The organism is Celeribacter naphthalenivorans, assembly GCF_020524585.1.
Lineage (GTDB): Bacteria > Pseudomonadota > Alphaproteobacteria > Rhodobacterales > Rhodobacteraceae > Celeribacter > Celeribacter naphthalenivorans.
The window spans coordinates 362,978-376,619 of record NZ_JAIVLK010000001.1 but is presented as its reverse complement, the minus strand read 5'-3'; the positions used below and the strand labels follow the sequence as shown (position 1 = coordinate 376,619).

Below are 13,642 nucleotides of genomic sequence, written 5' to 3'. Positions count from 1 at the left end.
TTAGAGATCAATGCCCTCATCGGGGATGCTCGGCTCCTCCGGCGCGCCTTCGGGTTTGCGCCGGATCAGGATGTCGCCATTGGGCAGGATCACCGGCGCCTCATAGGCATTGAGATCGTCGACATAGCCCTCAAGCTCCTTGAGCGCCGGCCCCATGTCCTCAAACAGATGTTCGAGCAACAATTTCGAGCCTTCGCGCAACAGGTTCCAGCCCTCCTCAGGATCAGAGGGCGTGTCCTCGGCCAGCACAGGTGCCGCAAGAAAGAGCATCGGGATCAGGATCATCTGTCTCATACGGAACATATAAGGTCTCGCCCGCCCGATTTCACCCCTGCCGCGTCTCACAGGTCGAGATCGACCGTCACCGGGAAATGATCCGACGCCTTGAGCAACGCCTCTTTCAATTCCGGCGTGTTGAAACAGACCGGATCGTCGAACGGATGCCAGATGCGCCAGCGCGCGCCCTGTTTCAAATCCTGTGACACCATCACATAGTCCAAAAGCGCCGAAAGATAGCGCTTTTCCTCGTCGATATAGAACCGCGCAGAGGTCCGCCCCTGATTGCCGCGCCGCGTGAGCGCCTCGGTCGCATGCGGGTCCGACAGGCGCATTTCGGGCGACACATCCGGGTCTTCGCGGCCCATGACGATCTCCACGCCAGAGCGCCCGAACAGCTTTTCATATTCATCAAGCCCCGGCCCGTCGTTGAAATCACCTAGCACGATCAAAGGCTCGCCCGCGCGCAGATGCCCCTCCACCCGTTCCCGCAACCAGATGCATTGCGCCAACTGTTTGCGCCGGTTCTCGATGGAAATGCGGATCACGTCATCGCGGCTGCGCGCGCCATGCGGGGCCTTGGATTTCACATGCACGCCGATCATGCGAAAGGCAAAGCCGGTCTCGCGCACTTCCATTGCAAGCTCCAGCGGCGGCTTTGAGAACCGCACCTCTTCGCGGTCCCGATCCGTGTCGAGATCCAGCCGATAGATCGAATTGAAGGCAGGCGGCTCGAAGTCATCGCCCAAGTCCGCAGGTGCCCCGACCGGATCATGCCGCGCACGCAGCACCAGCGGGTCGTACATCAGGGCAATCTCTTGCTGCGTCTCGTTGATATAGCCGATCTCGACCGCCATGGCCCGCAGCCCCGCCCAATCGGCGAATTGCTCCAGCGCGCGGCGTGTGTCGCGTTTGCGATTGGTGTCCGGCGCCTCGATCACCATGATCGCGTCGGCATCCAGCGCGTTGAACACGATACCGAGGGATTCGAGCTGCATCTCGCGGGTCACATTGTGCCGGGCGGACCATTTGTCGTCGGCCTGCGGGCGGCCCATCCGGTCGAAAAGGTTGTCGAACCATTCGACATTATAGGTCGCGATGCGGATCACGCCGCGCGCTCCGCGGAGATTTCCTCCCAGGCCGCGTTGATCTCAACCAGCCGGTCAGAGGCCAATTGCACCGCCTCTTCGGGCACGCCGCGGGCAATCATCCGGTCGGGATGGGTCTCGCGCACCAGCGCCCGATAGGCCGATTTAATCTCCGCAAGCGAGGCAGAGGGCTCGACGCCGAGCACATCGTAAGGATCGCGCAGTGCATCGGGCACATATCGCGCGCGCAGCACCCGAAAGGCGCGGTCTTCGATGTCGAAAATCTCCGCCACACGGATCAGAAACGCATCCTCGCCGGGGTGATATTCCCCGTCGGCCATGGCGATGTGAAACAGCCCATCCATGATGTCCATCAGCGGGCGGCATTCCGCGCCATACATCTTTTTCACGCTCTTGGCGTAGTCCTCGAACCCCGCCACGTCTTGGCGGGCAAGGTTGAACACGCGGGCGGCGGCGGCTTCGTCCTCTGGCGCGATCAGGAACACTTCGCGAAAGGCCGTGACCTCGTCGCGGGTCACCTGACCGTCCGCCTTGGCCATTTTCGCGCCCAGGGCAATCACCGCGATGGCAAAGCCCACGCGCCGATCCGGGTCAGAGCGAAATTGCTCAAACACAGAAGCCAGGCTTTCGCCCGCACGCAGCGCCTTGAGCGCCTCAAGGATTTTGGACCAGATCGACATGTCGCGAGCTTACCTATTTTGGCGTCACAAGTCCCGCGACAAATCTGTGTTCTCAAAGGAATTTTTGCAAAAACAACACATCCAGCCAGCGGTCGAATTTGAACCCGGCCTGCGGGATGCGCCCGGCCTCGGCGTAGCCCAAGGCCTTGTGAAAGGCGATGGACCCCGCGTTGTCGGCATCAATCGCTGCAATCATCGAATGATGCCCCGCCTCACGCGCATGTTGTTCGACCACCAACATGAGCGTCCGCCCAAGGCCAAAGCCCTGCGCCGCATCGTTGAGGTAAACCGAGTGCTCCATGGTAAAGCGGTAACCGTTGTTGCCGGGACGGAATTGGTCGTAGGTCGCGTAGCCCACCACCTCGCCCTGATGTTCGGCGACATAAAAAGCGCGGCCCCGGCTCAGGCGATCGGTGACCATCTCGGCCCAGGCAGTCTCGTCGCGCTCTTCCGAGGAAAACGACGCCGTCGAGCCGGCTATGACCGGCGCCATGATGGCTTTGAGCGCGGCAGCATCGGCAGGCGTCGCGTCGCGCAGGTAGGGTTTCTCAGTCATGCGATCCAGATCTCCCCAGAGGGTGTGCCAATCTCGGCCGTCAGACCGGGGGTTTGGGCTTGTACAATTCGAACATTTTCCATCGCCTCGACAAAAGGCGCAAGAGCGGCACGCAGCCCCTCTGCATCGGGGTGCGAAATTTTCAGCCTGCGAAAGGCCAACCCCGGGTCGAGCAGCTTCGGCGCCGGATGGGGTGAGTGCCATTCGATCAGCGCCGGAAAGCAATTGTCATAGGGCAATACGCCAGTTTCCGGCACGATCATCCGCCAGGCATAGTCACCGCGTTGAAACGACATGATCCGACCGACATCAGCCGGGGCGCGTTCCCAAGCCTCCTCCAGATCAGCACAGGCCACGACCCAGTTCGTGAGTTTCGGCGTCCCGCCAAAGTTGTCCAAATCGAACCAACGCGGGAAATCCGGTCTTTGCGCCTTAGGATCGGGCGCGATCACTTCGAGATAGGCCTTTTCCCCATCCGGGCGAGTCATCGCCACCAGACGGTTTTCCGTCGCCATATCCTTGTGTTCTCCACGCGGTCCGAAGGGAACCCCCAAAAGAGCCTCGGCCCAATCGCGCCCCTGTTCCAGATCGCCTGCGGAAATCACCAAATGATCAATCTGATAGTTCATTGCCCTTGTCCTTATTGAAACCTTTAAAAAAGGCCCCATTTCCATATAACGCACCTTTAAATCAACTTTCAGGAAAGACCAGAAAAAGACAATGCTCCTGCGCAAATTGGAACAGTTCTTCGACAGTGAGATCTCAGGCGGAATCGTGCTCATGGTGGCCGCCGTCGCTGCCATGTTCGTGGCCAATTCCTCGCTTTATCCCTATTACGATGGCGCCCTGTCATCGTATTTCACCGTTCAGCTCGGCGAAAACGGCCTCTCCAAGCCTTTGATCTTGTGGATCAATGATGGATTGATGGCGGTGTTCTTCCTCCTCGTGGGGCTAGAGCTCAAACATGAGCTGATGGAAGGCAAGCTCAAGAACCCGCGTGACGTGGTTCTGCCGGGCATGGCGGCCGTCGGCGGCATGTTTGTCCCGGCTCTGGTCTATTTCGCGCTCAATATTTCTTCGCCTGAAACGCACGGCGGCTGGGCCATTCCGGCGGCGACCGACATCGCCTTTGCTTTGGGTATTCTGGCGCTTGTGGGCGACCGCGTGCCCTCTTCGCTCAAAGTTTTCTTGCTGACGCTGGCGATCCTTGATGACTTGGGCGCAATCCTGATCATCGCATTTTTCTACACCGCTGATCTGCATCTGGACTACCTGTTCCTGTCGGTCATTCCGCTCGCGATCATGTTCTACCTCAACCGTGCGGGCATTCACCGCATCGCACCGATCATCCTCTTGGGTACGGTGCTTTGGGTTCTGGTGTTGAAATCCGGTGTCCACGCGACGCTCGCGGGCGTGATCACCGCCTTCTTCATCCCGATCAAAGACAAATGGGGCAAATCGCCGCTGCATGCGCTCGAACATGCGCTCTCGCCCTATGTGTTCTTCCTGATCGTGCCGATCTTTGCCTTCGCCAACGCCGGCGTGGTGCTTTCCGGGATTACCATGGACGACGTGTTCTCGCCGCTGCCCTTGGGGATCGCCCTGGGTCTCATCCTCGGCAAACAGGTCGGCGTCTTCGGCATGACCTGGCTTTTGGTCAAGATGGGCGTCGCTAAGAAACCCTTTGGCGCAACCTGGCTCCATATCTACGGCGTCGCAGCCCTCGCGGGCATCGGGTTCACCATGTCGCTCTTCATCGGCGGGTTGTCCTTTGACGATGCTTTCCACATGAATGAGGTCCGTATCGGCGTGTTGTCCGGCTCCGTGATCTCCGCGATCATCGGCTTTGTGGTGCTGAAATTCGCCCCCGTCGAAGACGACAAAGCCGCGCTGAAAGAGGCCGACGTGACCGCGCCCGAAGTTCAGGAACCGGCGCAGTAAACGCCTCACAGACAAAACAAAAGGGCCGGAGGAGCGATCCCCCGGCCCTTTTTCATTTCGGATCAAATACTCAGATCATTCGGTCGAGATCAGATCGAGGATCTGACGCGCAGCCGCCGGGATGTTGGTGCCCGGCCCGAAGATCGCTTTGACGCCCGCGTTATAGAGGAATTCGTAATCCTGCTGCGGGATCACACCGCCACAGATCACGATGATGTCCTCGGCGCCCTGCTCTTTCAGAGCTTCGATCAGCTTCGGTGCCAGCGTCTTGTGACCGGCCGCCTGCGAGGAAATCCCCACGATATGCACGTCATTGTCGATGGCATCCTGAGCGGCCTCTTCCGGCGTCTGGAACAGAGGGCCAACGTCGACGTCAAAGCCGATGTCGGCAAAGGCGGTGGCGATGACTTTCGCGCCGCGGTCGTGACCGTCCTGACCCATTTTGACGACGAGCATGCGCGGACGACGCCCGGCTTTGTCGGCAAAGGTTTCCACATCTTTCTGGATCTGGGCAAAGCCCTCGTCGCCCTCGTAGGCGGCGCCGTAGACCCCCGCCAGCGTTTTCACCTCGGCGCGGTGACGTCCAAATGCTTTTTCCATGGCCATCGAAATCTCCCCAACGGTTGCACGCGCACGGGCGGCCTCGACCGCCAGCGACAGGAGGTTGCCCTCGCCGGATTTCGCCGCCGTTTCCAAAGCGCCGAGGGTTTCCTCAACTTTGGCGGCATCGCGGGTCGCCTTGATCTTGTCGAGGCGGGCGATCTGGCTGTTGCGCACGGCCACGTTGTCCACGTCGAGAATGTCGATCGGGTCTTCCTTGTCCTTGCGGTATTTGTTGACGCCGACGATGACTTCCTCGCCACGGTCAATATTGGCCTGACGTTTCGCGGCGGTCTCTTCGATCCGCAGCTTCGGCATGCCGGAGTTGACGGCCTTGGTCATGCCGCCCATCTCTTCGATTTCCTCCATAAGGGCCCAGGCCTTGTCGGCCAGTTCCTTGGTGAGGCTTTCGACGTAGTAGGAGCCCGCGAGCGGATCGACCACATTGGTGATCCCGGTTTCTTCCTGAAGGATCAGCTGCGTGTTCCGGGCAATGCGCGCGGAGAACTCGGTCGGAAGCGCGATGGCCTCGTCCAGCGCGTTGGTGTGCAAGGACTGCGTGCCGCCCAGAGCCGCCGACATTGCCTCATAGGCGGTGCGGATCACGTTGTTATAGGGGTCTTGCTCTTGCAACGACACGCCCGAAGTCTGGCAGTGGGTGCGGAGCATCTTGGACTTGGAGAGCTTCGGCTCGAACTCGTCCATCACGCGGGTCCAGAGGTAGCGCGCGGCGCGCAGTTTCGCGGCCTCCATAAAGAAGTTCATACCAATCGCGAAGAAGAACGACAGGCGGCCCGCGAATTTATCGACATCCATGCCCGCATTGATCGCGGTGCGCACATATTCGCGCCCGTCGGCCAGCGTGAAGGCCAGCTCCTGCACGAGGTTCGCGCCCGCTTCCTGCATGTGGTAGCCGGAGATCGAGATCGAGTTGAATTTCGGCATCTCGTTGGCGGTGAACTCGATGATGTCCGCGATGATCTTCATCGAGGGCTCGGGCGGGTAGATATAGGTGTTGCGCACCATGAACTCTTTCAGAATGTCGTTCTGAATGGTCCCGGCCAGAAGCGCGCGATCATGCCCCTGTTCCTCCCCCGTCACGATGAAATTGGCGAGGATCGGAATAACAGCCCCGTTCATCGTCATCGAGACGGAGACCTTGTCCAAAGGAATGCCGTCGAAGAGGATTTTCATGTCCTCGACGCTGTCAATCGCCACACCGGCCTTACCGACATCGCCGACCACGCGCGGGTGATCGGAATCGTAGCCCCGGTGCGTCGCCAGATCGAAAGCGACCGAGACACCCTGCTGACCAGCAGCAAGCGCCTTGCGGTAAAAGGCATTCGATTCCTCGGCGGTCGAGAAGCCCGCATATTGGCGGATGGTCCAAGGACGTCCGGCATACATCGTCGCCTTCACACCGCGCGTGAACGGCTCCATCCCCGGCGTGTTGCCGAGATGATCCATGCCCGCAAGATCGTCCTCAGCATAGAGCGGCTTGACCTTGATGCCTTCCAGCGTGTCCCACTCAAGGCTCTCAAGCGGCTTGCCCCGCAACTCCTTCGTGGCAAGTTCTTCCCACTTTTTCCTGTCCGTCATATCCGGCTCCTCTCCATATTCTTTGCGCAACACCTTGAAGTGTCACGTTCAACCTTGGTTTGGCCCTCTCATCGTCCTATATAAAGGAGACCCGCGGGAGGACCGATGAAACATCTCTATGTCACAGCACTTATTGCGCTTTTTCTCACGCCACCGTTGGCGCCGACTGCCGGTTTTGCACAGGACACCCCGCCCGAACCGGAGACCGTCGCCGAAACGCCAGCCCCTCTGATCCAAGAGGCGGGCGACACCGAGCTTTCCGACTTCAAATGGGCCGCGCGCGTACTGGTGGTCTTTGCCGACAGCCCGCTGGACCCTTCGTTCAGCGACCAGATCGCTTTGCTGGAAAACCGCCCTGACGCACTTTTGGAACGCGACGTGGTGGTTCTGACCGACACCGACCCGGACACCCGTTCACCGATCCGCACGGCACTGCGCCCGCGTGGCTTTGCGCTGGTGATTGTGGACAAGGACGGCCGTGTCATGCTCCGCAAACCCGCACCTTGGAACGTCCGCGAGATCACCCGCGCCATCGACAAAACACCGCTCAGACAGCAGGAGCTGGAAAGCGGGCGGTGAGTCTCACCGCTCGCTTCTGCGCGCAGGTCTTGCGCGCAGAGCATTTCATAGACATGCCCGGGCAGGCTGGTGCGAAAAGCTGCGGTCTGGCTCGCGCAAAATGAGAACATTTCTCCAGCCTCCGCATCCTTCCCGACCGCATATGCCCGCCCGGCCGTCATGGGTTATTCGAACTCCATGATCACTTCGTCGACCGCAAGGCTGTCACCGGGGCCTGCGTTGATTTTGGAGACCACGCCTTTGCGCTCGGCGCGCAGGATGTTTTCCATTTTCATCGCTTCGACGGTGCAGAGCGCCTGACCTTCCTGAATCTCGTCGCCGACCTCGACGTTCACCTTCACGATCAGGCCCGGCATCGGGCAGAGGAGCAGTTTCGAGGTGTCCGGCGGCAGTTTCTCGATCATGAATTTCGACAGTTCGGCGGCCCGCGGGCTGCGGACGTAGACCTTGAGATCGGCGCCTCGGTTGCGGATGCGGAACCCGCCGGGGATCTTGCCGACTTTCAGCGTCAAAGTGCCGTGATCCATGTCGATCAGCGCCAAAGTGTCGCCCGGCACCCAAGTGCTTTCGCAACGATGTTTCTTGTCGTTGATCAACACGGTGGAGCCGTTTTTGTCAGCCTCAATGGTCAGCGGAAAATCGTACTCGCCGATCTGAACCACCCAATCGGTGCCAACGGTGCGCTCGTGGTTGTCCATCCGGCCCGAGATGCGCGTGCGACGGATTTCCGCGACACGATACATGGCGGCGGCGGCGGCGGCGATGCGCTCGAGGTCCTCATAGGGCAGCTCCGCGCCCTCGAACCCTTCGGGATATTCCTCGGCGATGAAGGCCGTGGTCATGTCGCCGGAGACGAATTTCGGGTGATCGTAGACGGCGGAGAGGAACGGCAGGTTGTGGCCGATGCCCTCGACCTCAAACGCGTCCAGCGCGTTGCGCATGTTCTCGATGGCCGCCGCGCGATCCGGGCCCCAGGTGCAGAGCTTGGCGATCATCGGGTCGTAATACATCGAAATCTCGCCGCCCTCATAGACGCCGGTGTCATTGCGCACGACATTGGTTTTCGTGACGATTTCTTCCGGCGGACGGTATTTCGTCAGCCGCCCGATGGAAGGCAGGAAGTTGCGATAGGGGTCCTCGGCGTAGAGGCGGCTTTCCATCGCCCAGCCGTTGATTTTCACATCGTCCTGGGTGATCGACAGCGGCTCGCCATTGGCGATGCGGATCATCTGTTCGACGAGATCGACGCCCGTGATCAACTCGGTCACCGGGTGTTCCACCTGAAGGCGGGTGTTCATTTCGAGGAAGTAGAAATTGCGGTCGCCATCGACGATGAATTCCACGGTGCCCGCCGAGGTGTAATCCACGGCTTTGGCCAGAGCGACAGCCTGTTCGCCCATGGCTTTGCGGGTCGCTTCATCGAGGAAGGGCGACGGCGCCTCTTCAATGACTTTCTGGTTGCGGCGCTGGATCGAACATTCGCGTTCGTTGAGGTAAATGCCGTTGCCATGCGCGTCGCAGAGCACCTGAATCTCGATGTGGCGCGGCTGGGTCACGAATTTCTCGATGAAAATCCGGTCGTCGCCAAAGGAGCTTGCGGCCTCGTTCTTGGACGACTGGAACCCTTCGCGGGCTTCTTCGTCGTTCCAGGCGATCCGCATGCCTTTACCACCGCCCCCGGCGGAGGCTTTGATCATCACCGGATAGCCGATTTCATTGGAGATTTTCACCGCCTCGTCGGCATCCTCAATGAGGCCCATGTAGCCCGGAACCGTCGAGACACCCGCCTCTTGGGCGAGTTTTTTCGAAGTGATCTTGTCGCCCATGGCTTCGATCGCGCCTTTCGGCGGGCCGACAAAAGCGACGCCCGCGTCGGCCAGCGCCTCGGCGAATTTCGAGTTCTCGGAGAGGAACCCATAGCCCGGATGCACCGCCTGCGCGCCGGTCTGTTTGATCGCGTCCATCACCTTGTCGATGACGATATAGGACTGGTTCGCCGGCGGCGGACCGATGTGCACCGCTTCGTCCGCCATCTGCACATGCAACGCGTGTTTGTCCGCATCCGAATAAATGGCGACCGTCTTGATCCCCATCTTCTTGGCGGTTTTCATCACCCGGCAAGCGATCTCGCCGCGGTTCGCAATCAGGATCTTGTCGAACATGTCCTGCCCTCTCCCTTTCTTAAATCAGTCCCGACCGGGCGGCTGCCCGCTGTCGGATCGTCAGTTTCAAACACGAAAAAGCTCCCCGGACAGTTACGTCCGAGAAGCTCTCAACACTCCGATCCAAAGGCCGCGCACGACGGCCGTTCAGACGGTTATGATCAGTTACAGATACCTGCGTCGTCGCAGTAGGTGCCTGCGAGCGCACCGAGGGCCGCGCCGGTGAGCGCGTTGTTGTCGGTTGCATCAGCGACGATGGCACCAGCGGCTGCACCTGCGAGGGCACGTTCGCCGTCCGTTTGCATGCAGCCCGCGAGGACCGTTGCGGAAACGAGGGAAAGAATAAGAATGGATTTGCGCATTTTTCTGCTCTTGGTGTGGTTATGACTGAGCCAATGCTAGCGCAGGTCAACCCCATCGAAAAGAGAATTTCGCCAGCACGGCAGGGATGGGCGAAACCACGCCCAAGTCCATGCCCAGCCTCATCGCCAATCACATCCCCGTTCAGAACGCGGCCTGAAAAGAAAGAGTGGCGAGGGCCGCGCGGGGGGGGCACGGACCTCGCCAGAGGGGAAGGGTAACGGTTTTCAGAACAGGCTCCGACGTTGCTGGTCGTCGTTGCCATGAGGAAAGGATGGGATGTAATCCGCTCGCTCACAAGGCCATGCCCGCCCTGCCCGCCGATATGGGCAGCAGTTCGCGCAAATGCCGGTATGCCAAGCGAAAACCCGCGCATCAGTCCCTCATGTCCTCATCATTGTCCCCGTTCCACATGTCGTCCCAATCGGGCATCTCTTCGTCCTCACCTTCGGCGAAGATTTCAGGGAAAGAGGCCATGGCCCGGCGCAGGTCGATCTGCAACAGCGCCTCATAGGACGCCGGATCGAAATCCTCGGGGTCCGCAGGCACCACTTCGCGCCCGAAAAGCCAGGACAGACGCCCGGCATCGAGATTGCCGCGTTCGAATTGCTCTTCGCCGAAATGCTCCCAGAGCGCTTTCATAAAGGCGGCATCGGCGCGTTTGTCGGCCGGTTTGCGGTCCTTGTAGCGCTCCAACGCCTTCAGGGGCGTCACCCCTTTCGGGTTCGCGCGTCGAATGACGAATTGATAATCGGAGCCGGGCAAACGCCCCGGAAACCCCTTATGTTTGAGCATGTAGTCGCGTGCCATCAGCTGTCTCCCTCATCAGGTCTGCGCGCAATCAGGTCGATCTCGACCAGTGCGCCCACGGCCAACGCGGTCACGCCCACTGTGGTGCGCGCCGGAAGCCGATCGAGAGGGAAGTAGCTTTTGTAGGTCTCGTTGAACAGGGCGTAGTCGCGTTCGAACTCTGTGAGAAAACAGCGGCACTGCATAATATGCTCAGGCCCAAGCCCCAATTCGCCCAGAATGAGCAAAAGATTGTCCATCACGCGCCGGGTCTGCGCCTCAATCCCCTCGGGCAGCGCCGCGTCGGGGGCGTTTGGGTCGGTCGGCATCTGGCCGGTCAGAATGACCCAGCCATCGTCCTCGACCGCATGCGAAAACGGCGCGACGGGGCGCGGGCCATTGGAGAACATGTGAAACTTCGGCGCCATCTCAAAACGCCTCCCATTCACAGAGGCCATCCACCGGGCGGTAGGCCTCAAAGACCTGCGCCACCTCCGGGTCGGTGGAGCCGAATTCGGTGGGCGCCTCGGAGAGCGAAATCACGATCATCGCAGGTTCCGGTGCGCTGAGGCGCGGCAAGGCGTAGCTCACGCACAGCGCCGAAAGATCGGCCTCAAGCTCTTCATAAGACAGATCTTTCAAATAGCGCGGCAGCTCAGGCGCGAGAAACCGGAACCGCGCGGTCAGCCCCATGGCGGATTGGTCCATCACCGTGTCATAGAATGTTACCGGCTGGCCGGAGGGCACGGTCAAGTCTTCGGCCTCGACAGGCGTCAATTCCGCCAAGGCGGCCATCCCTATGACAGAGGCCAAAGCCGCAGATGCGATCCGTCTTGCAATCATGTCATGACCTCCTTTTCGCGAACCGGACCCAACGGGCGCGATTGTCGGGATTATCCAGCACCGCCTGAATGCGGGCTTCGCTGTCGTGTTTCGGGAACCGCCCCGCAATCATGCCGCCAGCGGTGATTTCAAGGTCCTCGCCCTGCGCCACCACCCGCACCACGGGCGCCAGTCCCCGCAAGGATTGCAGCGCCCGCCACATGTCCTGACGCACCTGATGCGCCACGCGGGATTTGCGCAGGTCCGCCCCACCTTCGATCAGGGTCTTGGCCGCGACATCGAAATGCGCGGGGCTCCGGCGCGCCACGATGAGCGCGCCGTCCACCTCGGACATATGCCAGCGAGAACGGCTCACAACATCCGCCTCAGAGCGGAATGTTGTCGTGCTTTTTCCACGGGTTCTCGAGCTTTTTATTGCGCAAGCTCGCGAAGGCCCGGGCCACACGTTTGCGGGTCGAGCGCGGCTGGATCACCTCGTCGATGAACCCGCGTTCCGCCGCCACGAAGGGGTTCGCGAACCGGTCTTCGTAGTTTTGCGTGTGCGCCGCGATTTTCTCCGCGTCGCCCAGATCGGCACGGTGGATGATCTCGGTCGCCCCTTTGGCGCCCATCACTGCGATCTCGGCGGTCGGCCAGGCGTAGTTGAAGTCCCCGCGCAGGTGTTTCGACGCCATCACGTCATAGGCGCCGCCGTAGGCCTTACGGGTGATCACGGTCACCTTCGGCACGGTGGCTTCGCCGTAAGCAAACAGAAGTTTCGCACCGTGTTTGATCACGCCGCCATATTCTTGAGAGGTCCCCGGCAAGAAGCCCGGCACATCGACCAGCGTCAGCACCGGAATTTCGAACGCATCGCAGAAGCGCACGAACCGCGCCGCCTTTTTCGAGCTGTCGATGTCGAGACAGCCCGCGAGCACCATCGGCTGGTTCGCCACCACGCCGACCGTCTGGCCTTCGAGGCGGATGAAACCGGTGATGATGTTCTTGGCGTGGTCTTCCTGAATCTCGTAGAAATCGCCCTCATCCGCGATCTTGTGGATCACTTCCTTCATGTCGTAGGGCGTGTTCGCGTTGTCCGGGATGATCGTGTCGAGCGAGGCTTCGATCCGGCCAGGCTCATCAAAGAACGGGCGCACCGGCGCTTTTTCGCGGTTGTTCAGCGGCAGGAAATCGACGAGGCGGCGCACTTCGGACAACGCTTCGACGTCATTCTCGAACGCACCATCGGCGACGGAGGATTTCTTGGTGTGGGTGGAGGCCCCACCCAGTTCCTCAGCGGTCACCACCTCATTCGTCACGGTTTTCACCACGTCGGGGCCGGTCACGAACATGTAAGACGTGTCTTTCACCATGAAGATGAAGTCGGTCATCGCGGGCGAATAGACAGCCCCACCGGCGCAGGGCCCCATGATGACGGAGATCTGCGGCACGACGCCGGAGGCCATGATGTTGCGCTGGAACACTTCGGCATAGCCCGCGAGAGAGGCGACGCCTTCCTGAATCCGCGCACCGCCTGAGTCGTTCAGACCGATGACAGGCGCGCCGTTTTGCACCGCCATATCCATGATCTTGACGATTTTCTCGGCGTGGGTTTCCGACAAAGACCCGCCGAAGACCGTGAAATCCTGCGAAAAGACATAGACCATCCGCCCGTTGATCGTGCCCCAGCCGGTGATCACACCGTCGCCATAGGGCTTGCTGGCTTCCATGCCGAAATCGGTGCAGCGGTGGGTTTTGAACATGTCGAACTCTTCGAAGCTGTCTTCGTCCAGAAGCAATTCGATGCGTTCGCGCGCGGTCAGCTTGCCCTTGGCGTGCTGACTGTCGATGCGACGCTGCCCCCCTCCCAGGCGGGCGTCATCGCGGCGATCGTGAAGTTCTTTGATGATGTCTTTCACGGGTAGGCCTCCTCGTCATTTCATCCGCACCATAGGCGGAAGCAATAATATTTCATAGCGGAGTCTGGCAGATTTGCAAAAGATGCAAAGCATGGCGGCTGGAAATCGCAAAAATGCAAACTTTACCCCATCGAAATGGCCGTGTCGCGCAGCACAGCTGCGGCCCTGTGCGCAGCATCTCCTGCAACCTGTGCAAAAACCAATCCGCGCTGCGCCAGAATCTCCGTAGACAGAAAACCTGACCCACCTA

The 13,642-nt window shown here is 60.2% G+C and carries 15 protein-coding genes; 2 read left to right on the top strand and 13 right to left on the bottom strand.

Annotation, left to right across the window (positions count from 1 at the left end):
• Genes LC094_RS01845 through LC094_RS01825 form a run of 5 tightly spaced genes read right to left on the bottom strand, consistent with a single transcriptional unit; the run spans position 1 to position 3,250 of the window.
• Entirely contained in the window at positions 1–303 is a 303-nt protein-coding gene (locus tag LC094_RS01845; protein ID WP_226549651.1) for an AAA+ family ATPase, read from the bottom strand.
• A gap of 38 nt (positions 304–341) precedes the next feature.
• Positions 342–1,382, bottom strand: a complete 1,041-nt coding sequence (locus LC094_RS01840; RefSeq protein ID WP_226550343.1) for an endonuclease/exonuclease/phosphatase family protein — start codon at positions 1,380–1,382, stop codon at positions 342–344.
• Positions 1,382–2,065 (bottom strand): molecular chaperone DjiA, encoded by a 684-nt coding sequence (locus LC094_RS01835; protein ID WP_226549648.1) that lies wholly within the window; start codon positions 2,063–2,065, stop codon positions 1,382–1,384. Before LC094_RS01835 ends, LC094_RS01840 begins: the two co-directional genes overlap by 1 nt.
• 52 nt (positions 2,066–2,117) lie before the next feature.
• A complete protein-coding gene (locus LC094_RS01830; RefSeq protein ID WP_226549645.1) occupies positions 2,118–2,621 on the bottom strand; it encodes a GNAT family N-acetyltransferase in 504 nt (167 codons plus the stop codon).
• Positions 2,618–3,250, bottom strand: coding sequence for a VOC family protein (locus tag LC094_RS01825; RefSeq protein ID WP_226549642.1), 633 nt, complete (start codon positions 3,248–3,250; stop codon positions 2,618–2,620). Before LC094_RS01825 ends, LC094_RS01830 begins: the two co-directional genes overlap by 4 nt.
• Positions 3,251–3,341: 91 nt before the next feature.
• Between LC094_RS01825 and nhaA the strand changes: the two genes are divergently transcribed.
• Positions 3,342–4,562 carry a Na+/H+ antiporter NhaA gene (nhaA, locus tag LC094_RS01820; RefSeq protein ID WP_226549639.1) on the top strand — a complete coding sequence of 407 codons (1,221 nt, stop codon included), beginning with the start codon at positions 3,342–3,344 and terminating at the stop codon, positions 4,560–4,562.
• 75 nt (positions 4,563–4,637) lie between these two features.
• Here the strand turns inward: nhaA and scpA are convergent, their stop codons facing one another.
• On the bottom strand, positions 4,638–6,761 hold the full coding sequence (gene scpA, locus LC094_RS01815) for a methylmalonyl-CoA mutase (RefSeq protein ID WP_226549637.1): 2,124 nt from the start codon (positions 6,759–6,761) through the stop codon (positions 4,638–4,640).
• Between the two features lie 105 nt (positions 6,762–6,866).
• On the opposite strand from scpA, the gene LC094_RS01810 reads away from it, so the two are divergent.
• Positions 6,867–7,340, top strand: coding sequence for a DUF4174 domain-containing protein (locus LC094_RS01810; RefSeq protein WP_226549635.1), 474 nt, complete (start codon positions 6,867–6,869; stop codon positions 7,338–7,340).
• Positions 7,341–7,504: 164 nt separating this feature from the next.
• Here the strand turns inward: LC094_RS01810 and LC094_RS01805 are convergent, their stop codons facing one another.
• The 7 genes from LC094_RS01805 to LC094_RS01775 all read right to left on the bottom strand — a co-directional run bounded on the left by LC094_RS01805 (position 7,505) and on the right by LC094_RS01775 (position 13,392).
• A complete protein-coding gene (locus LC094_RS01805; protein ID WP_226549633.1) occupies positions 7,505–9,502 on the bottom strand; it encodes an acetyl-CoA carboxylase biotin carboxylase subunit in 1,998 nt (665 codons plus the stop codon).
• Between the two features lie 161 nt (positions 9,503–9,663).
• A complete protein-coding gene (locus LC094_RS01800; protein ID WP_219783747.1) occupies positions 9,664–9,864 on the bottom strand; it encodes a glycine zipper 2TM domain-containing protein in 201 nt (66 codons plus the stop codon).
• A 373-nt stretch (positions 9,865–10,237) separates the two neighbouring features.
• Complete coding sequence (locus LC094_RS01795; protein WP_226550342.1) at positions 10,238–10,657, bottom strand: hypothetical protein; 420 nt, start codon at positions 10,655–10,657, stop codon at positions 10,238–10,240.
• Positions 10,658–10,671: 14 nt separating this feature from the next.
• Complete coding sequence (locus tag LC094_RS01790) at positions 10,672–11,079, bottom strand: RidA family protein (protein WP_226549632.1); 408 nt, start codon at positions 11,077–11,079, stop codon at positions 10,672–10,674.
• Position 11,080: 1 nt separating this feature from the next.
• Positions 11,081–11,494: a DUF6497 family protein gene (locus LC094_RS01785; protein ID WP_226549630.1), complete on the bottom strand. Its 414-nt coding sequence runs from the start codon at positions 11,492–11,494 to the stop codon at positions 11,081–11,083.
• Between the two features lies 1 nt (position 11,495).
• Positions 11,496–11,849 (bottom strand): hypothetical protein, encoded by a 354-nt coding sequence (locus tag LC094_RS01780; protein ID WP_226549628.1) that lies wholly within the window; start codon positions 11,847–11,849, stop codon positions 11,496–11,498.
• A 10-nt stretch (positions 11,850–11,859) separates the two neighbouring features.
• Entirely contained in the window at positions 11,860–13,392 is a 1,533-nt protein-coding gene (locus tag LC094_RS01775; protein WP_226549625.1) for an acyl-CoA carboxylase subunit beta, read from the bottom strand.
• Positions 13,393–13,642 lie beyond the last annotated feature (250 nt).